23 protein-coding genes are annotated in these 24,323 nt (G+C 33.6%); 10 read left to right on the top strand and 13 right to left on the bottom strand.

Annotation, left to right across the window (positions count from 1 at the left end; all coding sequences use genetic code 11):
• The first annotated feature begins 274 nt into the window (after positions 1–274).
• Together LNP81_RS14090 and LNP81_RS14085 are read left to right on the top strand one after the other, a co-directional pair.
• Positions 275–1,039: a TIGR02757 family protein gene (locus LNP81_RS14090; RefSeq protein ID WP_230036836.1), complete on the top strand. Its 765-nt coding sequence runs from the start codon at positions 275–277 to the stop codon at positions 1,037–1,039.
• Positions 1,040–1,353: 314 nt separating this feature from the next.
• On the top strand, positions 1,354–2,706 hold the full coding sequence (locus LNP81_RS14085) for a DEAD/DEAH box helicase (protein ID WP_230036834.1): 1,353 nt from the start codon (positions 1,354–1,356) through the stop codon (positions 2,704–2,706).
• Between the two features lie 159 nt (positions 2,707–2,865).
• Here the strand turns inward: LNP81_RS14085 and LNP81_RS14080 are convergent, their stop codons facing one another.
• Complete coding sequence (locus LNP81_RS14080; protein ID WP_230036832.1) at positions 2,866–3,978, bottom strand: lactonase family protein; 1,113 nt, start codon at positions 3,976–3,978, stop codon at positions 2,866–2,868.
• Positions 3,979–4,263: 285 nt separating this feature from the next.
• Here LNP81_RS14080 and LNP81_RS14075 point away from each other — a divergent pair, with 285 nt between their 5' ends.
• The 6 genes from LNP81_RS14075 (at position 4,264) to LNP81_RS14050 (ending at position 10,025) form a co-directional block, all read left to right on the top strand.
• Positions 4,264–6,192, top strand: a complete 1,929-nt coding sequence (locus tag LNP81_RS14075) for a BatA domain-containing protein (protein WP_230036830.1) — start codon at positions 4,264–4,266, stop codon at positions 6,190–6,192.
• Between the two features lie 213 nt (positions 6,193–6,405).
• The gene (locus LNP81_RS14070) at positions 6,406–7,662 is read left to right on the top strand and encodes a dihydroorotase (protein ID WP_230036828.1); all 1,257 of its coding nucleotides are present in this window, start codon (positions 6,406–6,408) and stop codon (positions 7,660–7,662) included.
• 5 nt (positions 7,663–7,667) lie between these two features.
• Entirely contained in the window at positions 7,668–7,994 is a 327-nt protein-coding gene (locus LNP81_RS14065) for a hypothetical protein (protein WP_055098245.1), read from the top strand.
• Positions 7,995–8,107: 113 nt separating this feature from the next.
• Positions 8,108–8,752, top strand: a complete 645-nt coding sequence (locus LNP81_RS14060; RefSeq protein ID WP_230036826.1) for an alpha/beta hydrolase — start codon at positions 8,108–8,110, stop codon at positions 8,750–8,752.
• Positions 8,753–8,815: 63 nt separating this feature from the next.
• The gene (locus LNP81_RS14055) at positions 8,816–9,415 is read left to right on the top strand and encodes a hypothetical protein (RefSeq protein ID WP_230036824.1); all 600 of its coding nucleotides are present in this window, start codon (positions 8,816–8,818) and stop codon (positions 9,413–9,415) included.
• Positions 9,399–10,025, top strand: coding sequence for a hypothetical protein (locus LNP81_RS14050; RefSeq protein ID WP_230036822.1), 627 nt, complete (start codon positions 9,399–9,401; stop codon positions 10,023–10,025). Before LNP81_RS14055 ends, LNP81_RS14050 begins: the two co-directional genes overlap by 17 nt.
• 54 nt (positions 10,026–10,079) lie before the next feature.
• On the opposite strand, the gene LNP81_RS14045 is transcribed toward LNP81_RS14050, so the two are convergent.
• Genes LNP81_RS14045 through LNP81_RS14035 form a run of 3 tightly spaced genes read right to left on the bottom strand, consistent with a single transcriptional unit; the run spans position 10,080 to position 11,827 of the window.
• Complete coding sequence (locus tag LNP81_RS14045; RefSeq protein WP_230036820.1) at positions 10,080–10,502, bottom strand: hypothetical protein; 423 nt, start codon at positions 10,500–10,502, stop codon at positions 10,080–10,082.
• A gap of 43 nt (positions 10,503–10,545) precedes the next feature.
• Positions 10,546–11,049 (bottom strand): hypothetical protein, encoded by a 504-nt coding sequence (locus LNP81_RS14040; RefSeq protein ID WP_230036818.1) that lies wholly within the window; start codon positions 11,047–11,049, stop codon positions 10,546–10,548.
• Between the two features lie 13 nt (positions 11,050–11,062).
• On the bottom strand, positions 11,063–11,827 hold the full coding sequence (locus LNP81_RS14035) for an MBL fold metallo-hydrolase (protein WP_230036816.1): 765 nt from the start codon (positions 11,825–11,827) through the stop codon (positions 11,063–11,065).
• Between the two features lie 90 nt (positions 11,828–11,917).
• Here LNP81_RS14035 and LNP81_RS14030 point away from each other — a divergent pair, with 90 nt between their 5' ends.
• Entirely contained in the window at positions 11,918–13,381 is a 1,464-nt protein-coding gene (locus LNP81_RS14030; protein WP_230036814.1) for a TonB-dependent receptor, read from the top strand.
• Positions 13,382–13,723: 342 nt separating this feature from the next.
• On the opposite strand, the gene bcp is transcribed toward LNP81_RS14030, so the two are convergent.
• Complete coding sequence (gene bcp / locus LNP81_RS14025) at positions 13,724–14,176, bottom strand: thioredoxin-dependent thiol peroxidase (RefSeq protein ID WP_230036812.1); 453 nt, start codon at positions 14,174–14,176, stop codon at positions 13,724–13,726.
• Positions 14,177–14,213: 37 nt separating this feature from the next.
• Complete coding sequence (locus LNP81_RS14020; RefSeq protein WP_230036810.1) at positions 14,214–14,888, bottom strand: hypothetical protein; 675 nt, start codon at positions 14,886–14,888, stop codon at positions 14,214–14,216.
• A gap of 224 nt (positions 14,889–15,112) precedes the next feature.
• Between LNP81_RS14020 and LNP81_RS14015 the strand changes: the two genes are divergently transcribed.
• A complete protein-coding gene (locus tag LNP81_RS14015) occupies positions 15,113–15,790 on the top strand; it encodes an endonuclease III domain-containing protein (RefSeq protein WP_230036808.1) in 678 nt (225 codons plus the stop codon).
• Between the two features lie 15 nt (positions 15,791–15,805).
• Here the strand turns inward: LNP81_RS14015 and LNP81_RS14010 are convergent, their stop codons facing one another.
• From LNP81_RS14010 to LNP81_RS13980, 7 genes are all read right to left on the bottom strand, one after another.
• A complete protein-coding gene (locus LNP81_RS14010; protein ID WP_230036806.1) occupies positions 15,806–16,870 on the bottom strand; it encodes a tetratricopeptide repeat protein in 1,065 nt (354 codons plus the stop codon).
• 719 nt (positions 16,871–17,589) lie between these two features.
• Positions 17,590–17,733, bottom strand: a complete 144-nt coding sequence (locus LNP81_RS14005; protein WP_165689754.1) for a hypothetical protein — start codon at positions 17,731–17,733, stop codon at positions 17,590–17,592.
• Between the two features lie 50 nt (positions 17,734–17,783).
• Positions 17,784–18,368, bottom strand: coding sequence for an RNA polymerase sigma factor (locus LNP81_RS14000; RefSeq protein WP_230036804.1), 585 nt, complete (start codon positions 18,366–18,368; stop codon positions 17,784–17,786).
• Positions 18,369–18,704: 336 nt separating this feature from the next.
• A complete protein-coding gene (locus tag LNP81_RS13995; protein WP_230036802.1) occupies positions 18,705–19,463 on the bottom strand; it encodes a glycoside hydrolase family 16 protein in 759 nt (252 codons plus the stop codon).
• Between the two features lie 81 nt (positions 19,464–19,544).
• On the bottom strand, positions 19,545–21,206 hold the full coding sequence (locus tag LNP81_RS13990; RefSeq protein WP_230036800.1) for a family 16 glycosylhydrolase: 1,662 nt from the start codon (positions 21,204–21,206) through the stop codon (positions 19,545–19,547).
• Positions 21,207–21,220: 14 nt separating this feature from the next.
• Positions 21,221–22,825: a PKD domain-containing protein gene (locus LNP81_RS13985; protein ID WP_230036798.1), complete on the bottom strand. Its 1,605-nt coding sequence runs from the start codon at positions 22,823–22,825 to the stop codon at positions 21,221–21,223.
• A 12-nt stretch (positions 22,826–22,837) separates the two neighbouring features.
• Complete coding sequence (locus tag LNP81_RS13980; RefSeq protein WP_230036796.1) at positions 22,838–24,313, bottom strand: RagB/SusD family nutrient uptake outer membrane protein; 1,476 nt, start codon at positions 24,311–24,313, stop codon at positions 22,838–22,840.
• Positions 24,314–24,323: the final 10 nt, after the last annotated feature.

Raw genomic sequence — 24,323 nt, 5'->3', positions numbered from 1 at the left:
AAAATAGATTTAACTTATTTTGTAAGATTTTTTCTAAAAATAAAACTGAATTGTAAAATACAATTAATATTTTCAAGGATTTATTTAATAGGGATAACTAAATATTACAGTTTCAAAATCATATTTCTTTTCCCTCTAAGTCAATTTTTTATATATTTGAGGACGAAAAATACTGCTCAAAGCTTAATTGGATTTTCTACTAGTTTTTGAACCAAAAAAAATCTCCCTCCATCAAGAATAAGACTATAGAAATAACAAGAACTTCATTTTAAATATGACTCAAAAAGAACTCAAAGAATTTCTCGACGAAAAAGTCATTCAATATAACAATCAGGATTTTATTGATAGCGATCCTGTACAGATTCCGCATTTATTCTCTCAAAAAGAAGACATCGAAATCGCCGGTTTCCTGAGCGCGACAATTGCTTGGGGAAATCGTAAAATGATTATCAAAAACTCTCATCAAATGATGGATCTAATGGGCAATACGCCATATGATTTTGTCATGTCACATTCTGAAGATGATTTGGTTCGACTTGAAAATTTCGTTCATCGTACTTTCAACGGAAAAGATTTTGGCGGTTTCATAAAGGGATTGCAACACATTTATAAAAATCACGGCGGTTTAGAAGCTGTTTTTGCAAAACATCATGAAAAAGATAGTTTACAGAAAAGCATTCACGAATTCAAAAAAACATTCTTCGAAATCGATCATTTGCCACGAACTCAGAAACATATTTCAGATCCTTTAAATAATTCCGCAGCAAAAAGAATCAACATGTATTTGCGCTGGATGGTGCGTCAGGACACCAAAGGAGTCGATTTAGGAATCTGGAAAAGCATTTCGCCAGCCGCATTATCTTGTCCGCTTGATGTTCATTCCGGAAATGTCGCCCGAAAACTAGGAATTCTGACCCGAAAACAAAACGACGGAAAAGCCCTGAACGAATTAGATCTTAAACTTAGAAAAATGGATGCACAAGATCCTGTAAAATATGATTTTGCTTTATTCGGATTGGGAGTTTTTGAAGGGTTTTAAACTTAAAAAAATTACGCATGTCAGGCTGAGCGAGGTCGAAGCCCCACGTACCAAGTAAAACAAACACGAATTTCACGAATTTACACTAATTAGTTAGTGAAATTAATTTCTCAAACTAACTTTAACCATTGAAATTAGTGTAAATTCGTGAAATTCGTGTTTAAAATTGATTATATATTCCTGCCCAGAAGATTCTAATTGGCACGCTCTTCTCCCGAAGTCTCGGGACGTTCAGAGAGACAAGACGGTATATAATCACAAAATCAACAAAAAAACCGCTAATTTAATGTACATTTGCACAAAATTTAATGCAAATGAGCACTTTCGAAAAATTCAATCTTCCAAAATCAGTACAAAAAGCAATCGACGAATTAGGCTTTGTTACGCCTACTCCTATTCAGGAAAAATCCTTTGCCGTGATTATGTCTGGCCGCGATATGATGGGAATTGCGCAAACCGGTACCGGTAAAACATTTGCCTACTTATTACCTCTTTTAAAATTATACAAATTTACACCCACCAATACACCTAAAATTGTAATTCTGGTTCCAACACGCGAATTAGTAGTTCAGGTTGTAGAAGAAGTTGAGAAATTAACCAAATACATGTCGGTTAGTACGCTTGGTATTTTTGGTGGAGTAAACATTAATACACAAAAAAAAGCCGTTTACGAAGGTGTCGACATTTTAGTCGGTACACCAGGCCGTACAATGGATTTAGCGCTTGATGCTGTTATTCGTTTTGATGAAACTCAAAAATTAGTCATTGATGAGTTTGATGAAATGCTAAATCTTGGTTTCCGTACACAATTGACAGCGCTTTTGGCGATGATGAAAACCAAACGTCAGAACATTCTTTTCTCTGCAACAATGACGGATGAAGTTGATGCTGTTTTGAATGACTTTTTTGATTTCCCGGAAGAAGTTACACTTGCTGCTTCAGGAACTCCGCTTGAAAACATTACTCAGGTTACGTATAATGTACCTAACTTTAATACAAAAGTAAATCTGCTAAAACATTTATTAGAAACAAACGAAAGCATGGAACGTGTTTTGGTTTTTGTGAATAATAAAAAGATTTCGGATATGCTTCATACCCGAATTGAAGAAGATTTTGAAGGTCAGTTTGGTGTAATTCACTCGAATAAATCTCAGAATTATCGTTTAAGTACGATGGCCGAATTCCAGGAAGGAAATCTACGTGGTTTGATCACTACAGATATTATGGCGAGAGGTTTAGATATTTCGAATATCTCTCACGTTATCAACTTCGAACTTCCTGAATTTCCTGAATTGTACATGCACAGAATTGGCCGTACAGGTCGTGCCGATGCTACAGGAACTGCGATTAGTTTTATCACGCCTCGTGAAGAAGAATTTAAAGTTGAAGTTGAAGTATTAATGAATCAGGAACTTGCAATTGCAGATTTCCCTGAAGAAGTGGAAATTTCATCTAAATTAATCGAACCTGAAAAGGACAAACAACCGATTAAGTTTTTAATGAAAAAACAAAGCTTAAAAGGTGATGGTGCTTTTCATGAAAAAGATAAAAAGAATAAAAAAGTCAATCTTGGAGGACCTTCTAAAACTAAAAAGAAAACCCACGGTTCTGTCAATCGAAACATGTTGAAAACGAGAGACAAGAAGAGAAAAGATAAGAATAAATAGTTTTTTTTTTTAGGCTCTAAGATTCTAAGTTTCTAAGACACTAAGTGGAAAACATAAAAAATGGCTTAAAGATCAATACAAATCTTTAAGCCATTTTTTATTGTACGATCTAACAAAAAGCTTAGAACCTTAGCAACTTAGAATCTTAGAACCTTTCAATTAAATTTTAGTAAAAACCAATCCCACAGGCGAACACAATTCTATCTTTTTTCCTGTATTGGTAAGTTTTCCTGTGATTTTATCTCTTTTGAATATAATAATATCATTTGTGTATTGATGACCAACTAAAAGGTAATTTCCTGTTGGGTCAATCGCAAAATCTCTTGGGCCTTTTCCTAAAGTGCTTTGCTGTTCTATAAATTTAATTTTTCCGTCTTTCTGAATTTGATAAACAGAAATATTATTGGCATCAACACGATCTGTTACGTATAAAAACTTTCCGTCAGGCGAAAGTTTAATTGCTGCGGCACCAGTTCCTCCAGTAAATCCTTTGGCTAAAATACTGGTTTCGGCAAGTAACTTTAAACTTCCCGATTTATCATAACTAAAAGTAGTAAGAGTAGCATCTAATTCCTGAACCAAATACACAAATTTGCCGTCTTTACTAAACGTTAAGTGTCTCGGACCGCTTCCTTTTTTTACATCTACAGATCCTTTTAAAGTTAGCACTTCATGGCTCGCACCAGGATTGTATTTATAGATAAAAACTTTATCCTGACCAAGGTCATTCGATAAAACAAACTTTTTGTCCGGAGAAAAAACAACCTGATGTACATGCGCTTTTTCCTGACGTGCCGCATTTAGCCCTTTTCCTTCATGCTGAATCAATTGTTGACCTTCTGTGATACTTCCGTCAGCATTTTTCTTAAAAACGGCAATACTTCCTCCTGAATAATTAGCAACAATTACGTTTTTTTCATCGTTTATTAAATGACAAGGATCTGCGCCTAAAGACGAATTTGTATTCAATACTTTAAGTTTACCTGTTGGTGCATCATAAGTTAATGCCGTTACAGCACTTTGATTTCCGTTTTCATTTACGGCATAAACAAATTTATTATTTGCTGAAACTGATACATAACTAGGGCTCACTACTTTTTCTGTAGAATTCTTTAATTTAAAATCACCTGAAGCTGCATCAAATTCGTAAACGTAAATTCCTTTACTATCGCAAGTGTTGGTATAGGTTCCTACCAATAAATTGAATTTACTCTGAGCTTGCGAAGTTGTAAAAGCCACAGCCGAAAAAAGCAACATATATAATCTTTTCATACTTTTTTATTTGTTTTTTGAATAGGCTAAAATACTCAATAATATGATTCGGAAAGCCATTTTTTGTTACAAAAGAAATTACAAAAGTTACATTATTCAAACTCTGTCATTACCATTTTTAACCATTTAAGTGATATAAGAGATTATAAGAAAGACTTTATTTAGCAAAAATTAAATGAACTTATATTACTTATATGGTTTAATTAATATACCTATCTGTTTTGACTAAAAATTTGTATTTTTGACCAGCATCTACAATAAGTAGTGAAATAAATCTAAGCCAGAATGCATTTTAAACATCCCGAAATTCTATACTTTCTGTTTTTATTGATTGTTCCTATTTTGGTTCATTTATTTCAATTACGACGTTTTAAAACTTCATACTTTACTAATGTCCGTTTCTTAAAAGAGCTTTCGATTCAAACCCGAAAAAGTTCTAAAATCAAGAAAAGGCTTTTACTCGCGACTCGTTTATTATTGCTTACGTGCATTATTTTAGCTTTCGCCCAACCTTTTTTTGAAGCAAAAGACAGTAAAAATGCCACTAACGAAATGTATATTATTCTGGACAATTCCTTTAGCATGCAAGCAAAAGGCAAAAAAGGAGAATTGCTAAAACGTGCTGTTCAGGAATTATTAGAAAATACTCCTGAAACCACTCAGTTTTCGTTATTAACCAACACCGAAAATTATTGGAATACTGATATTAAATCATCCAAAAGTGCTTTACAAAACCTAAAATACAGCGCAACACCTTTTGAACTTCCGTCGATTATGGCGAAGATAAAAGCACATAAATCGGCTTATAAAAAAGACATTGTCATTATTACAGATGCTATAGGTCTGGCCGAAAAAGACGTTGCATCTATTGATACGGAAGAGAAACCGTATTTTATAATTCCATCAGCGGAACAAAAAAACAACATTGCTATTGACAGCGTTTACATCAATCAGACTCTAGAAAATTTCTATGAAATCAGCGTAAATCTTTCGGCTTACGGAGAAGATTTTAAACCTGTTTCGATGGCATTGTACAATCAAAATAAACTGATTGCCAAAACCATTATCAATTTTGATGCGAAGAAAAAGAAAGTCGATTTTACGATTCCAAAAGAAGCTTTTCATGGATACGTAACCATTGAAGATAACGGCCTTACTTATGATAACAAGCTTTATTTTAGTATTTCGAAAAATAAAAAAACAAATGTTATTAGTATCGGCGAACCAGAAAAAAGCAATTTTTTATCGAGAATCTATACTTCTTCAGAATTCAATTATAACAATTATTCTATTAGTAATTTAGATTATAATAGTTTAGACAAACAGAATACGATTATTCTAAATGAGTTAATTGAAGTTCCTCAGGCCTTGCAAACGACTTTAAAAGCATTTGTTGCTAAAGGCGGAAATTTAGTGGTGATTCCTTCTGAAAAGTCATCAATTTCTAATCTTAATTCATTTCTTGGTAATTTCGGAAAAATTCAGTTTAGTACTCTTGAAAGCAAAAGCAAATTAATTACCAAAATCAATTTTGATCACCCTTTATTCTCTGGGGTTTTCGAGAATAAAATCACCAATTTTCAATATCCAAAAACAAATAGTTCGTTTGCTGTTTCCAGCCCTTATCCGGCCGTTTTATCGTATGAAGATCAAAGTGTATTTGTAATCGCAATTCAGAATCCGGTTTCAGGGATTACTGTTTTTTCGGCACCGATAAACGCAGCAAATTCAAACTTTCAACAATCGCCATTAATTGTTCCGTTGTTTTATAAAATGGGACAAAACAATCAAAAAACTGGTGTAAATGCTTTGACCATTGGCAATAATCAACCCTATTTTGTCGATGTTTTATTGACCAAAGATGCTATTCTGGAAGTAAAAGGAACTGAAGATTCTTTTATTCCGATTCAGCAAATATTAAATAATAAGGTAAAACTAACCTTTAATGATTTCCCGGAAACAGCCGGAAACTACAGTGTTTTTGATAAAAAAGAATGGGTTGAAAATCTGAGTTTCAATTATAAACGAAGTGAAAGTGATTTGAGTCAGGTAAACACCAATGTGGTTTCTGATTTTAAAACCGCCGATACGATTTCGACCATTTTTAATACACTACAAACTGAGCGAACTGACAGCCAAATTTGGAAATGGTTTGTTATCTTTGCACTGTTATTTTTAGCATTAGAAATGGCCATCATCAAATTCGTAAAGTAAAACTTAAAGTTTTACTTTTTTTTGAACCATTAGGAGATTAAGAAGAATAAGCTTCGTCTTAAATTTTAAATGGTAAAAGAGACTTAAGTAATATTTTTGTTCATTAGAATATTAAGTTTTTCCTTTATTAACTTAATTCCTTAATGGTTGAAAAAAATTAAGCATTAATGTTTTAAAAATTTAATTGTTTCAGTACAAAATAAATATCTACATATGAAAATAATCATCAGAAGCGCCAAAATTATCGATTCAAAAAGTCCGTTTCATAACCAGACTGTTGATCTTTTAATTGCAGATGGTATTATAGAAAAAATAGGAACTTCGATTCTTGATATCGAGGATACAACCGAAGTTAAATTGGATAATCTGCATCTTTCTCAAGGTTGGTTCGACAGCAGTGTTTCTTTTGGAGAACCGGGTTACGAAGACAGAGAAACCATTGCAAACGGATTGAATGTTGCTGCAAAAAGCGGTTTTACCGGCATTGCTCTACAACCCAACTCCTTTCCTGTTATCGACAATCAGTCACAGGTAAATTTTGTAAAAAATAAAGCGAATGGTTTTGCTACAGAACTTTTCCCAATTGGTGCTTTAACCAAAGCGAGCGAAGGAAAAGATATGGCCGAATTGTTTGATATGAAAAAATCCGGAGCTGTTGCTTTTGGAGATTACAATAAAAGTATCGACAATGCCAACTTGCTAAAAATTGCTTTGCAGTATGTTCAGGATTTTGACGGATTGGTAATTACCTATTCGCAAGATCCTAATATTAAAGGAAACGGAGTGGCAAATGAAGGAATTGTTTCGACCAAATTAGGTTTGAAAGGAATCCCAAATCTGGCAGAAGAATTACAAATATCAAGAAACTTATTTTTACTGGAATATACCGGAGGAAAACTTCATATCCCTACCATTTCTACCGCAAAATCAGTCGAATTGATAAAAGAAGCCAAAGCAAAAGGACTACAGGTAACTTGCAGTGCTTCTGTACATCATTTGGTTTTGACCGATGAAAAACTGGAAGGTTTTGATACTCGTTTTAAAGTTACGCCACCATTACGAACTGAAGCTGATCGATGGGCATTATTAAATGGAGTTACAGAAGGTGTTATAGATACAATTACATCTGATCATAATCCGATTGATATCGAGTTCAAGAAAATGGAATTTGATACCGCTAAAAACGGAACAATTGGTTTAGAAACTGCATTTGGAGCTTTACTATCTGAATTACATCTGGAAACTGTAATTGAAAAACTAACATCCGGTAGAGCTGTTTTTGGAATTGAAAGCAATACAATCGCCGAAGGTTCAAAAGCAAACTTCACTTTCTTCAATCCGGAAGGAACATCCACTTTTACAAAAGAAAATATCCTTTCAAAATCTAAAAATTCTGCTTTTTTAGGAACTGAAATCAAAGGTTCTGTGTACGGAATTTTAAATCAAAATCAACTTGTTATCACTAAATAATTACAATGAATAATTCAATCGAAGAGGGAAAATCAATCGCCATTACCAGTTATATTTTAATTATTGGTGTTTTGATCGCGATGTCTATGAACTCTGAAAATAAAAATAGTTTTGCCTCTTTTCATATTCGTCAGGCCTTAGGATTATCGCTTGCTTTTATTTCTTTTGGAGCCATTATCAGCAATTTCGACAGCTTTATGATTACTTTCCCTATGTGGATTTGTATTTCGATATTATGGACATATGGCATTTTTAGCGCTATACAAGGGCAAACGAGACCAATTCCGTTGGTTGGGAATTTGTTTCAAAAATGGTTTAAATCGATAGGATAAAATAAAATTCCAATTTTTTAAAAGTCCAAATTCCAAAGTTTGAAACTTTAAAAAATATCAACTTCAGAGGAAACTCATAACTCAAAACTTATAACTCATAACTTCCAAAGAAAATGAATCTATCTTTAGAATATAAAATACAAGAACCAAAAGTTATCTTAGACAAAAATCCTGTTTTACTTTTATTACACGGATACGGAAGCAACGAAGCCGACTTATTTTCGTTTGCCACAGAACTTCCTGACAATTATTACATTATTTCTGCCCGCGCACCTTATGATCTACAATACGGCGCATATGCATGGTACGCTATTAATTTTGATGCTGACCAAAATAAATTTTCAGATAACGAACAAGCCAGAACTTCTCGTGATTTGATCGCTAAGTTTGTTGATGAATTGGTTGCCAATTATCCTATTGATGCTAATAATGTTACTTTGGTTGGTTTTAGTCAGGGTTCTATTTTGAGTTATTCAGTTGCACTTTCGTATCCCGAAAAAATTCAGAGAGTTGTCGCCATGAGCGGTTATTTCAACGAAGAAATTATCAAAGAAGGTTTCGAGAAAAACGACTCTAAAAACCTGAAAATATTCGCTTCTCATGGAACTGTAGATCAGGTAATTCCTATTGATTGGGCGAGAAAAACTCCTGCTATTCTTGAAAAACTAAATATCCCGGTTACTTATAAAGAATACCCTGTTGGACATGGAGTTGCTCCGCAAAATTTCTTTGATTTTAAGAATTGGCTGGCGGAGTAGTTTTCAGTATTCAGTCGCAGTTCTCAGTCTCGGGCTCAGTTTTCAGTCATTTAAATTCTAACAATGAGTAATTTTCCAAGTATACTAACTGATGAAAAAATAAAGGACAGCAATAAAAACTTTAGATCTGCGCTGTTTTCTTTAGACAAAAACAGCATCGATAAGGATAATTTCGTTCACTTAGCAAGGATTTATTCTACTACAAAGCAACTTGATCTTAGAAATAAAGTCTTAAGATTATTATATGATTTTGATTTTCCTGAATTAAAGGATTTCTTTGATAATGCATATAAAAAGGAAAGATATCTCGACATGAAAATCTATGCATTGCGTGGACTTTCTCAGTTTACAAATGAGAAGGAAATTGAAAAACTATTACAGAAATTTAATCTGACATTACTTAAAAGACAGGAAACAACGCCTTATAATTATCAGGAATATGAACTTTTAAGAGGACAGAATTCTTTACCTTATTTAGTCGAAAAATACAATTACAATTGTTTTAAAGAAACATTAAATCAGGTAAATGCACAATATAATGCAATGCCTAATGCCTTTAAAGGACATTTTAGAATAGATGATAATGGTGAGTTCTTATCACTTAGAAGCCCTGAAGAAAGTTCTCAAATGATTAAAGATTTTTTTAATGGCAAAAAAGAATAATAACGGAAGTAAATTAAAATTACCGAGTAACTATAAAATCCTAAACTCCAGGAATATATTTATCATTACAATTATTGTCATAACCTTAACTATTATTACTGTTTGGCTTTTTGGATTAGGAGATCACAGATCCTTTTTTGAAAATTCGCTATTATCAACAACAATTTTATCGATAGCCTTCTTTTTATTTATATCTATTGGATTATTTAAAGGAATTAAACTAAGAGACAATCTAGGCGAAATAACAGATCGTTTTGATCCTTCAAAAATTGATTTTATAAAGGAAGCTGTTACAGACCGTAGTATTGATGATGCACCAGATGTTGGCGAAGGAATTTTTGGAATTATAATAAGCCTGATTTTATGGTTTATTATGGCAGTTGTAATTAGTTACTTATGCTGGGCATTTGGTGCGATAGTATGGTTTTCTATCTTAACTTTTATTGCAATGCTTTATTGGATATTCTTTAGAGCATTGAGGCTAGTCTTTAAAAAATCAGGCAAGTGCAAAGGCAATTACTTAAATAGTATCTTATATGGTACTGGCTTTACAATTCTATATAACTTTTGGATTTATGCTATTATTTTTATGACGATGTATATTTCTTAAAATAAAAAAGTCGCAGCTTTCAAACTGAAAACTGCGACTGTATACTGAAAACTTTTACTCTCCTGTATAAATAATTTTACCGTTCTTTTTAAGAACATAACCTTTCCAGGGAATCAATTGATAATCGCCTTTTGTCCAGGAATCACCTTCGGATTTTCTTTCTAAAAGAATTGGTTCTTTTTGAGTATCCAGAAAAAGTTCGGCTTGGTTTCCTTCAAAAATAACATAGGAAACTGCTGAATATGTTTTTCCGTCTTCGGCATGAGCTAATTTTGTTCCCACCTCAAAAAGACGTACACATTCTTTTTTAAGTGATGACCAGGTATAACCTGCAGAAGGTTTACATCCGTGAGTATCGACATCTCCGCCAACAACTTTTTTTGTTTCTTCTTTTGGTGTATTATTTTCATGTACTACTTTTTTAGCACAAGAAAATGAAAGACCAATAATAACTGAAAATAAAAATATCTTTTTCATATGTCCTATAATTTTAGATTGCAAAAAATAGGATCATTAGTTTCTATTTTTGATACAACCAGGTTTGATTTACCTCAAAAGTAATATTATCATCGTTATCAACAAAATATTTTAACAAGACTTCTCCCCATAATTCACCATTACTATAATCTGCAATGATCCATCTATGGTTTAAAATTTTAATTTTATTAATGATAAACTTGTTCGGACCAATTTTATCCTGCCCTGTATAAGGATTTCCGTTTGGGTTTGCATTTAGATCTAATAATTTCTCTGTTACAACCGGAATCAGTTTTTCGTATAAAATTACTTTTCCTCCAGAAGCGCTATTATCAAAATAATTTTGTGCATTCTCATTATGTTCCAGAGAGAAATAATCGGCATCAGCTAATTTTGTTGTTACCAGATTGATACTGTCTCTTAGTTTCTTAGTTGTTTTATCATATCTTTCCTCACCAAATTTTACTTCTCTGCTGTAAAACATATAAGTAAAAACATTCATAAGTATCGCAAGGATAAAAAGATAAAGCATTAAGGATTTTTTCATTGTTGTGGTATAATTAAATTGTAATTTCTAAGTTATCGTAAGCCAGAAAAACGTTTTCAGGCAGTTGTTTTTGCACTTCTTCATGAAAGCCCAAAACGTGGCTAATGTGCGTTAAATAAGCTTTTTCAGGTTTTACCAAATTTATAAAATCGAGTGCTTCCTGCAAATTAAAGTGTGTGTCGTGTGGTTCTACGCGCAAAGCATTTACCACTAAAACTTTAAGATTTTTTAGTTTTTCGACTTCTGTTTCGTGAACCGTTTTAACATCGGTTAAATAGGCAAAATCATCTATGCGATATCCAAAAACCTGTAAATCGCCATGCATAACATTTACCGGAATTGCGGTTTTGTCACCAATAGCAAAAGGCTGATTATTGATAACCTCAATAGTTTTAACGCTTGGAGCGCCCGGATATTTGTTTACGGTTTCGAAAACATAATCGAAACGGCGTTTAAGATTATCTATGACACGCTGATGTGCGTAAACAGGAATTTCGCCCTGTCTGAAATTAAACGGGCGAATATCATCTAAACCGGCAGTATGATCTGCATGTTCGTGTGTAAACAAAATGGCATCGAGATGTCTGCAGCCGCAAGAAAGCATTTGCTGCCTGAAATCAGGACCGCAATCGATAACATAAGAATGCTCGCCCCACGTAATCCATATGGATACGCGGAGCCTTTTGTCCTTAGCATCAGTGCTTTTACAAACAGGATGATCGACTCCGATTATCGGAATGCCTTGTGAAGTACCAGTACCTAAAAAATATACCTTCAATTGAACTTAATTTTTTTACAAAAATAGGATTATTTCTCTTTCATTAGAAGCCTAATTTGCTAACTTTGTAACAAATCTATTTAAAATAAAATGGGTACAGAAATAAAACTCAAAGGTGACAAGGTCATCGAACAGATTCCTTCCATAAAAGACAAAGCGTTACGCATTAATTTAAACGAGAATATTTACGGAACTTTTGCTGAAATTGGTGCTGGACAAGAAACCGTAAGGCATTTTTTCAGATCCGGAGGTTCATCTGGAACAATTGCAAAAGCAATGTCTGCCTACGACAAAGATTTCAGTGACGCCGTTTATGGAATTGAGAGAGATGGCCGATATGTAACCGAAGAGCGTTTAAAGAAAATGCTGACTCTTGAAGGGCAAATAATCGAGGAGCGATTAAGCCGCGAAAAACATCCTACAAAACTTTTCTTTAGTTACGCGAACACTGTTGCCACAATAGATTTTGCCAAACAGTTTAAAGGTCATGGCTGGGTAGGAATTCGATACCAAATTGAGCCTGACGAAGCTTATAACGAAATTATTCTTCATATTCGTTTTAAAGAAACTGATGCCCGACTACAACAGGAAACACTGGGAATTTTAGGGGTAAACCTTATTTACGGTGCTTTTTACAAATACAACGATCCAAAACGATTACTTCGTTATTTATACGATCACTTAGACAAAGACCAACTCGAAATTGATACTATTAACTTCTCTGGACCTCGTTTTGCTGATGTTGATAATCGTTTGATGAGTTTGCAACTGGTTAAAAACGGAATGACCGATGCGGTAATGTTTAATCCTGAAGGGAAAAACGTATTACCGGCTGCCGTTTTATACAAAAAGAATCTTCTTGCCTTTAGAGGAAGTTTTCGTCCGGTTACAAATGTAAACCTTGATATGTACGAGAAGTCTCTTAAGATGTTTCTTGAAGAAAACAAGGTTGAAAAAGACAATACTTTGGTCGTTTTTGAAATTACACTTTCGAATTTGCGTTCTGATGGTGAAATTGATGAACGCGATTTCATGGACAGGGCCGAATTGCTTTGTTCTTTAGGTCAGACTGTAATGATTTCTAATTTCCAGGAATATTATAAAGTGGTTGAATATTTTGCTAATTATACCAAAGCCAGAATGGGATTGGCTATGGGTGTAAATAATTTAGTGGATATTTTTGATGAGAAATATTATCGTCATTTAAGTGGTGGAATTCTTGAAGCTTTTGGAAAATTATTCTACCGCGACATGAAAGTATTCTTGTACCCAATGTTGGGCGATAACGGAGAAATTATTACTTCTGAAAACCTTAAAGTACATCCTAGAATGAAGGAATTGTATAAATTCTTTAAATTCAACGGAAAAGTGGTTGATATCGTAGATTATAACCCGAATATCTTAAATGTATTCTCCCGAGAAGTCTTAAAAATGATCAGTCAGGGAAAAACGGGCTGGGAACCAATGCTTCCGTCTGGTGTTGCAGAAATTATCAAGGAACACCATCTTTTTGGATATCATCCGGAAACTGAATTAGAACAAAATAATATGTAATATCAAAAAGGTCCTAAAAAGAAAGTTTTCTTTTTGGGACTTTTTTTTTGTTTCAGGTTTTGAAGGAATGGAAATTTTACCGCAAAGCACGCAAAGTTTTTAATTATTTTTTTTTTGCAAAAGTTAAGTTCGCAAAGCTTTATCTAGATTAAGCTTTGCGAACTTTGCTTATTTTTGCTGGACGTGAAACTTTGTCAAAGTTTAAAACCTTGACAAAGTTGCTCGCCCCTTTTACTTAAAGCTTTGCGAACTTTGCACATTGTAAATGCAATCTATACAAAAAAACTTAGCGTGCTTTGCGGTAAAAATTCTACATCAAGATTACAACCTGAAACAAAAATCTTATTTCAAAATTTGTGCTGCGTGTTCTTTTGTTTTTACTTTTTCGATTACCTCATCGATAATTCCGTTTTCGTTGATTACGAAGGTGGTTCTGTGGATTCCGTCGTATTCTTTTCCCATGAATTTTGTTGGTCCCCAAACGCCGAATGCATTGATTACTGATTTATCTTCATCGGCTAATAACGGGAAAGGAAATTCGTATTTGTCTTTGAATTTTAGCTGTGCTTTTTGACTGTCGGCACTTACTCCAAGAAGTTCGTAGTTATTGGCTTTAAAACGTTCGAAATTATCTCTTAGATCACAAGCCTCTGCGGTACAACCTGGTGTACTCGCTTTTGGATAAAAGAAAACCACTAATTTTTTTCCTGCGTAATCTGCCAGTTTATGTGTTTTTCCGTCCTGATCAACTCCTGAGAAATTTGGTGCTTTGTCACCGGCTTTTAATGTTGTCATATTTTTTTATTTTAGAATTTAGATTGTTGATTTTAGATTATATACGTTTATTCAAATCTACTTTTATCTCTCCAATCAACCATTTTCCGTTATCTTTAGTTTTATATTTATATTTAATATCAAAAGTACCATTTTTAATTTTTCCTTCTTCGAACAAGACCTCAGCATAAGTGCCGTTAATAATTTTTAAAGTTTTATCTATTCTCCCTTTTGGTAAATAAATTTTAAATTTTTTGTTGGTACTCAAATTTAAGAAACTTAAAAAATTAGACTCTTTAGAATCAATAGTAACAAAATAAGGATATTTCTTAATGTTATTATGATAGATTTCCCTACCAAGATTTGCAATTTTTTTTCCGTTATTCTTATTAAACAGTACGAACTCTGACGGATCGCAACAACCAGAAACTAAACGATTTTCTATAATAAATGTGTTATTATACTCAGCCCAACTTGAATAACCTAATCTTCCTGTTAACTCGATCAAATCTTTATCTAACGAAAAAAGTTTTTTCTTCTTTTTTGTTTTGCTTTCAAAAACAAGCCAGGATGAATTGCAGTTAAACTGATAGTAAATCTTTGCTCCGTTTTTAAAGATTGTTTTTTCGCAAGATATAATTTCATTTAATTGGGGTTTTTCTTTACAACTACAATTTTGTGCAAAACTAAATTGCGAAAAAAACATAAAAATAACTATTACTACAATTTTCATTTTTTAATAAAATTACATTAATTAAGATACTTTTCTTCATGCCCCAGATTGAAGTGAAAACCCCGGAGTTGTGGTAATTTACATTTTTTGCATTGGCAAAGCGACTGGAGGAAGCTCTTGCGAATGCTTAAAAATGTTATTGCCACAATGAGGAGTTGTAACGGAAAGCTGGATTAGGCACATCATGAAAATTATGCTATTTTTACGGGATTAAAAATACGGAAATGAATAAAGAAGCTCGCGTACAATTTGTTATAAATACGTTAAAAGAACTCTACCCTACTATACCTGTCCCGCTTGATCATAAGGATCCTTATACTTTATTGATTGCTGTTTTACTTTCGGCACAATGTACGGATGTGCGTGTAAATCAGATTACGCCTATTCTTTTTGCGAAGGCTGATAATCCGTATGATATGGTAAAAATGTCGGTTGAGGAAATTAAGGAAATTATTCGCCCATGTGGTTTGTCGCCAATGAAATCGAAAGGAATTTATGGTTTATCGCATATTTTGATTGATAAATATGACGGGAAGGTGCCGCAGAGCTTTGAAGCTCTTGAAGAATTGCCTGCTGTGGGGCATAAAACAGCAAGTGTGGTAATGTCTCAGGCTTTTGGTGTTCCGGCGTTTCCGGTTGATACGCATATTCACAGGCTGATGCTTAGATGGAATCTTTCGAACGGAAAAAATGTGGTGCAGACAGAAAAAGATGCTAAAAGATTATTTCCGAGAGATTTATGGAATGATCTTCATCTTCAGATTATTTGGTACGGTCGTGAATATTCGCCTGCAAGGGGATGGAGTTTAGAGAAAGATATTATTACAAGGACTGTTGGCAAAAAATCGCTGATAGAGGAAGCTATGAAAAAGGAAGAAGCTACTAAAAAGATCGTTAAGTAGCTTCTTCTCTATTTTTTACATACTGCTTTTAAGGGCATTATATTCGCCTGTCATATTTAGCGATCTGTAGATACCAAGAAGTGATTTTGTAGCACTTTCGTTTTTTGGTTCTATATTCAGTGCCTTTTTTAGGTACGGAATTGCGCTTTTTACAATTTCGTCTTTTTGGGCATCTAATCTATCATATTGCTTCATTTCGGCGGGGCTGTTTCCTAAAGTTCCCATAAGATCCTGTAATTCTTTTCTGAATTGCATTTTGACGTAGGCCATATTGATAAAGCAGGTAAGGCAATTTTGATCGATTTGTAGTGCATCTTCGTAATATTTTTCGGCACTGCAATAATCCTCTAGCTCCATGTAAGAGAAAGCTAAAGAGATCAGGATTTCTTCTTTTTTAGATGGCGGATTTACATTTCTTGGTTTTTCATAAAGTCCTTCCTGAATACTTGCTTCTCTGGCACTCATTGAAATAAAAGCTTCTTCTTGCTTTGTTTTTTTATTGGTTGCATAAAAAATAACTACTTCGCCAGTGTAATTGAGTCTTTTAAGTTCTTCGAAATACTTAATGGCAGATTTGTAATCTTTTGCTGCAAAGGCAGCCGAAGCGGCATTGAAAAGGTTTCTGACATCTTTTTTATCGAACAGGTAAACTTCGTAACTTTTATCGGCACTTTCTTTGTATTTCTCTGCTTTGAAATCATTGTACGCTCCGTCTACCAGTTTAGACTTCATTTCTTTTAGCGCTAAACTTGCCTTGAAAGCATATTTGTAAATTTGAGAATCATTTTCGTATAATAATACATCCTGATAAGCTCCTACTGCTAAAGCAAAATTGGCTGCGGCATCGACATTTTTGCTTGCCAAGTCTTTGTAAACATTGCCTTTTGTAAAATAGAAATCTGATTTTACCTCAACCGGTGCATTTATTATTAGATATTCTATTTTCTTTAAAATAACTAATGCTTCCTGAGTTTTTCCTTTGCTGTAATAAGATTGCGCTTCTTTTATTTCTTCCTTTTGAGCGTATGCACCTATATTTATTGATAGGAGCAATAATAAGATCTTAAAGTTCTTTTTCATTTTCGGTTAAGTTTGGTTGTTAAATAGAGTAAGGGTACTACTTATGATGAAATGTATGGCAAATATGATTTTAGGGCTAAAAGTTTTTACTCTTGCCTCAATCTATATTCAACAAACAATCATTCTTTTTTTAATATTCTTTACGAGATATTAAATTGAACAACAAACGAAACTCGGTTAAGGTAATTTTTGGTCATAGACGATTTGGTTTTGGTTATACTTCTTTTTGGTTATATTTCTTTCTGGCTATTATTAAAAATTGAATTTTTCTACTTATTGAAAGGTTTTTAATACATAAACTTCTTTTATATAGTAATTTCATTAAATAAAAAGCTGGTTTTTAACTAAAACAAAGCTAAATATAAAATAAAAAATTGATATTAAGTTAAAATATCGAATTTTAACAAAACGGGTGTAAAATTATAATCAACTTATCATTAATAATGAGGAGTATCTTTGATAAGTAAACTGAGTATTATTTTGATATTTAGGATGGAAATCTATTATGGAATACATTGCAGAATGTATTTTGAACAGATTGTTTACCAATATTTTAAACCGTATATATATTTATTTATTGAAATTTTTAATGCGATTTGTTTAGTATTAGAAATAAAAAAAACTCACTACCTGTATTTGCATACAAATAGTGAGCTTTCAACCAAACGACCAGTTGGTTTTTCTTTCGAAATAAACATCCGACAAATGTAGTGGGCTGTTTAATTAGCTATAATTTCAAAACTTTTATCTTCAATTTTCACAACTGTTAATGCTTGTGAATAATTTAGTAAAAAAGAAACGACTTCTTTTTTAGGTTTTAAATCTTTAGAAGCTAATGCCTTTTTAGAGTAAATTTTCGCCATACTATCAAAATGTTTTATTATAGTATAACGGACTATTACTCAAAATAGTATTAGTTGGTTAAAATAATTTGATGTTTATCAATTATTTTTCTTAAATTCATTAGTGCATAACGCATTCTGCCCAGTGCGGTATTGATGCTAACTCCCGTAATTTCAGATATTTCCTTAAAACTCATATCCTGATACATACGCATAACCAATACTTCTTTTTGATCTTCGGGAAGTTCTTCGATTATCTTTTTTAGGTCTACTTCGACCTGATCAAAGATCATTTTATTCTCGATAGTTAGAGAATCATCTGACATGACAGAAAAAATAGAAAACTCTTCGGTTTCTCTGTACATTGGCATTTTTTTGGTTTTACGAAAATGATCTACAATTAAATTGTGAGATATACGCATTACCCAAGGTAAAAATTTACCTTCTTCATTATAGGAATTACTTTTTAAGGTTTTAATTACCTTGATAAAAGTGTCTTGAAAAATATCGTTTGAAATATCTCTATCAGCTATCTTAGAATATATAAATCCATATATCTTAGACTCGTGTCTTTTAATTAGTGTCGCAAGGGCTGTTTCGTTGCCTTCGACATAATTTTTCACTAATAGAGCGTCTGGAATATGCAGATCAGCCATAATACTACTTTTTTTTTAGTTCTGTTTTAAAATTTGGAGTAATTTTTTCTAAAAAGTAGTTTTATATAATAGGCGAATCTTTTGGGTTATGATGTTATGTTAATATTCTGACCAAATTTAACAAATTATAATTTTAAAAAGCAAACAAAATGAAGAATAATTAACAATAAATCGTTAATTTTTGCAGAACAAACTTAATTTCAGGCATTATATGATCAAAAAAAACAAAAAACAGATGTTTTTTTAACATAAAAAATCAGACATAAACAACTTAACACCAAACGATTAACTCATTTACATCTGATTATTATTAAACTTTTATCATTTTAGTGCTTACTATTGATAAACACGAACATAATCGATATAAAATTTTTGAGGAAATACATTATCATCTACTTCAGGACCGCCAAAATTTCCTCCTATGGCCAAATTTAGGATAATATAAAATGGTTTATCAAAAGGCCAGGTATCTTCATTTTTTACTTCAGGATTAAATGTATAGACTAGTGTTTGATCTACAAAAAAATCGATTTTATCTTTTGTCCATTCAATTGCGTAAACATGATATCCTTCTTCGATAGTAGGAAAAGAGGTTCTTTTTGTGTTGATTGTATTTCCGTGGCTGTCTTGTGTATGCAAAGTGGTATACACCATATGTGGGTCTCTGCCTATGTATTCGAGAATATCAATTTCTCCTGTTTTAGGCCATTTTACCTCATCGATATTGGCACCAAGCATCCAGAACGCCGGCCATAAACCGTGTCCTATTGGTAGTTTTGCCCTGGCTTCGATTCGGCCATATTTAAACTCTTTTTTACCTTTGGTTGTTATTTTTGTCGAGGTATATTTAGTTCCTTCTTTTCTGGCTTCTATAATAAGATTTCCATCCTTGAATTCGTGATTTGTTTTGGTGTAAATCTGTCTTTCGTTATTTCCGTAACCACATAAATTTGGGCATCCGTCGCCCAGTTCGAAATTCCAAAAGGTTTCATCAACCTCTTTTTTATTAAAATTGTCTTCCCAAACTAGCTTTCTTTTTACTTCTTGCGCAAAACTAAAACTGGTTATCATTAATAATACAAATACTTTTTTCATACAATCATTTTAAAATTAACAAAATAAGAAGGCCAGCCTTAACTGACCTTCTCACCTCATTCTTACTAATTAATTTATAATCTATTGATATACTCTTACGTAATCAATCTCCATAGAAGATTGTGTAAAAGCAGCATCAATATTACCGCCCAGATTACCTCCCATTGCAACATTCAAAATTAAGAAAAAGTCACTGTTAAAAGGTAAAGTACCGTCGTTAGGAACTGAATGAATTAAAACATCATCTGCAAAAGTTTGTACCGATGCAGGACTCCAGACTGTTTTATAAACATGAAATTCTGTTGACACATTTGGTATTGTTTTAGAACCTGTATTACCATCTCCGCCTGAATGTCCAGGATAATGAAGGGTACTTAGAATAACATTCTGATTTTTTCCTACATGTTCCATTATATCTATTTCCCCACAGGCTGGCCATGGTTTTGTTGCATAGTTTGATCCTAACATCCAAATTGCCGGCCAGGTCCCTACACCTGTTGGAAGTTTGGCCTTTATCTCGACTTTACCATAAGTAAATTTGAATTTGCCATCTGTTTTTAATCTTGCCGAAGAGTAATCAGCTCCGCCTGAAGCTTCTTTTTTTGCTGTTATTTTCAAACTTCCACCCTGAACAATTACATTGTTTGCCGAGTTGGTATAATTTTGTTTTTCACTATTTCCCCAACCGTTGTCTCCTTTACCAAGATCATAAGTCCATTTTGTAGCATCAGGAGCCCCGTCTGTATCAAACTCATCAGACCAAACTAATTTTGTATAATCTGCCGGTGGCGCCTGAGTAGGTTTTGTGGTCGTAAAAATATGATACCAAGCCAATGCAGGGTTACCGCCCATAACGGCTCTTACAACCATTCTATTGGCTGTTATAGAGATGATTTCATAAGAACTTTGTCCTATGTAATACCCCATAAATCCTCCATCAGAGAAATTTATTGTTGTTCCTCTTGTTTGTGTTAAATGATTAGGATTAGCCATTACAACAGATTCTGAAGGGCTTAATGAAACAATTTTTGTTCCTCCTGCATTATATGTTAAACAAGCATCAGAAGGAGAACTTCCACCTGCTACACTTGCAAAAGCTGCATTAAAGAATGTTGCTCCGCCATTATCTAGTTGATATTTTACAACATCACCATCCAGAGAGAATGTTAGCACATTATCATACAAACAACTACTTTCTGGTGAAGCTGCTTTTTCAAAAGGTGTTGCTGTATAATAATTAGCGAAATAATTTTTGGTTGCGTCTGCATCATTTTGCCCAACACCAAGATGCCCTGGTTCTGAAGCTGACCAATACCATTTCTTAGATGTTCCGCCTGTTAAGAACGTTACAGCTTCAGGATCACTAAAATCACTTTGTACTGTAACCTCTATCGAGTTGTTTGTTTCTACTCCTCCTCTACCTGTTGCAACGACAGTTACTGTATAGGTATTAAGTCCAGGTTTGGCAAATCTTTTATCTGCTTTACCTGTTGGTGAATTTACTGAGGTTCCGTCGCTAAATACATATTTATAAGAAATAGCATCGGCTGCTGTAGCTACAAATTTAACTGATCCCGAACCATCTCCGTTTGGATCTGCATCGGTTTTACCTACAATTTCGGCCTTGATTACAAGATTTGTAGGCGCTTGTAAGTCCCCGAATTTTAAATCGTCTTCTTGACAACCTACCATAAGCAGAATCGTAAGTATGGACACGATATTTATAATTATTTTTTTACTCATGATTACTTATATTTTTAATTGGATTGTTTAATATCATCAAAATAGTATGTTTCTCCTGCTCCTGTAACTCCAAAGTCCGGAAATAAAATTACCCTGTCATATTTGATACTGGCACTAAAAGAAGCTGCGCTTGTAAGATCAAATGTTAAAACCTGCCAAGCATTCTTGACTGTTGTCGTAACAGGTATTTCTATAAAAACAGTAGGATTACCATTCCCGTCTTTTGGAGACGTCGAAAGTTCCATTTTGTATAATATCTGAGCTCCTACTTTTGGAGACCATACATTTACTTTTACTTTTGTTCCTTTAGAAAAATCAGGTGCAGCATCAAGATTTATACTTGCTCCTCCCCAGGTTTCTGCTCCATTTTTCTTATCTAGTTTAACTACTTTATCAGATAAATTTGCTCCTGTTTTATCAGGATTTGTAACTATAGATGCATCTACATTACCAAATCCGCCCCAAGTATAAGTTAAATCTGTCGATTCAAAATCGATAGGTAATGCTACAGATTGAGAAGCTCCTTTATAGAAATAAAGATTATCTATAAATACTGTTCCTCCAGCAGGTTTTGCAACTAATTTTAATTGGAATATATTATTCACTGTTAATCCCTGACTTGTAAATGCCGAAATAGGAATATCGATACTTGTCCATTGATTTGCTGTAAGGTCTTTTGTTACGGCTCTTTCATCTGGTCCCGGCTTAATTAATGAAGTTTCTAATTTCTCTAAGTCAGCTGTCCAAACATCCATATGAAGATATTCCATATCCGAAACATCAATTGTTACATTGTTTGCCAAAGCAATTCCTTGATAGCCTAATTTAATATAGTTCAGAATTTTATGACCATTTAGATCAAACTCTTCATAAGTACCCGGTTGTCCCCAATCCGGATTAAAATTGGTTCCTGCAACGTTTGTATATTTAGATGAAAAGATAGAAATAACATCTCCTGCTTGTCGTGTTGGCGGTGCTGGAGCTAAAGTTGTTGGCTTAACAACTAATTTTGCTTCGATTTGCGCAGTATATTCAGTTGTTTTAATCGCAGCACTTTTCGAAACTACCTTAATAGTGTAAACTCCAGCTTCTTTATAAGTATAAGAAAGCGATTCGCCATTATTAACAGATACAGGAAGAGGATTTCCTGGTTCCCCAAAATAAACATCATAAAAAAGCGCGAAATCAGCGGTAGCTTTAATGGTTACTTTTTTAGAAACAGATACGTCATTTGTTACCACAACTACAAGGTTTTCCGGAGCTTTAAATGAAACCTGCAATTCCTGCTCTATTTCAGTCGTTTTTCCGTTTAGTCCCATTGCTATAATTTTAGACTTATAAACTCCTTCTTTATAAACATGGGATACAGTTGAGCCAACTCCAAAATAAGTAGATTCAGGACTTCCGTCTCCAAAATTAACTTTGAATTGTGTTGCACCTTCTCCTTTTGGTAAAAAAGTAACTTTACCTGAATTATCCTGGGTAATTGTCGTAAGTGCCGATATATTTTTTGGCGCTCCTATCGAATCGATATCGACATCGCTGCCATTACTGTCATTAGAGCAACCTATTGCGATTGCTAAAACGAACAGACTTATAATAAAATGTAATTTTTTCATGATACTATTTTTTTAATATTGAGGATTTTGCTGCCAGTTTCCGTTTGCGAATTGAATCTCTTCTATTGGAACTGGAAATATTTCATTTTTTCCTGCCTTAAATCCAGCAATTTCCTGTGCTGCTTTACCTGTACGTACTAAATCGAAAAAGCGAATTCCTTCTCCAACAAATTCAAACCTTCTTTCTGCCCAAATAAAATCGGTTAAAGCTGGTCCTGAAGCTGAGATATCATGATTGGTATCTCCAAATGCACGTCTTCTTACCTCATTCAAATACGTTCTTGCTTTCGCATCGCCTAATCCGCCTCTGTTATAAGCTTCTGCAGCCATCAGCAATACATCAGCATAGCGAATTGCTCTGTAATTATTAGGGTTAGTAAGGTTTTGATCTCCTATATTAGAATCTCCCTGACGTGGTAAATATTTTTTATTAAAATATCCTGTATGTTTGTATCCCGTACCGTAAGTTGCATTATTTGCCGCTGCCCAGGCAACAATATCCAAAATGGACACATCTTTACGTTTGTCACCTACTTCAAATGCATTGGCAATTTTTGCGGTTGGCACATTAAAACTATATCCCGAATCGAAAACAGGTCCTACATAATTTCTGATTCCGTTAAAACCTACTGCTACGTTACCTTCACTACATTGTAAACAAGTAAAACCAGCTCCTTCTGCATCACTGTATTGTACTTCGAATACTGCTTCTTTTCCGTTTTCTCCGGCGTTTTCAAAAATTGCGCTATAATCAGCTACTAATGAATATTTACCAGATTCGATTACTTTGTCTAAAACTTTGGATGCATCTACAAATTTATCCTGATACAAATACACTTTGCCTAATAATGCCTGAGCAGCTCCTTTAGTTGCTCTTCCTGTTTGTGGGGCATCCGGGTTTAAATTATCGATCGCATAAAGCAAATCGCCTTCAATAGAAGCATAAACTTCCTGAACTGATGAACGTGGGATTTTTTTCTCATCGTCTAATTTAAACCTCTTGTCTCCATTTAACGGAATGCCACCAAACCATTTGACTAACTCAAAATGATAATATGCTCTTAAAAAATGTGCTTCGGCCAATATTTGATTTTTACCTGCAAAATCGGTTTTATCTTTAAATTCCAAAATATAACTTGCTCTGCTTACTCCTGCAAACATCCAGTTCCAGACATCTTTTATATTACTGTTTACAGATGTGTGGGTCATTTCATCTACTTGCTGAAAACCAATTACGTCACTGGCACTTTCTCCTCCGGCCGCTGTATTATCAGAAGCTATTTCGCCCAATAAAACATTTACATAAGAAGATTGCAGCAAATCGTAAGCGCCAATTAAGGCATTGTAATAATCGGATTCTGAATTAAAATAATTTTCGGAATCTATTGAATATACAGGCTCACGCTCAACAAAATTATCTGAACAAGAAACGCTTAAAGCTCCTAAAAGCACGATTCCTAATCCTATATTTAAAATATACTTTTTCATTTTCTTGGTT

The sequence above is a fragment of the Flavobacterium piscisymbiosum genome, from assembly GCF_020905295.1.
GTDB lineage: Bacteria > Bacteroidota > Bacteroidia > Flavobacteriales > Flavobacteriaceae > Flavobacterium > Flavobacterium piscisymbiosum.
Note: the sequence above shows the minus strand (reverse complement) of the source record. Positions and strands in the feature narration are given on the sequence as shown.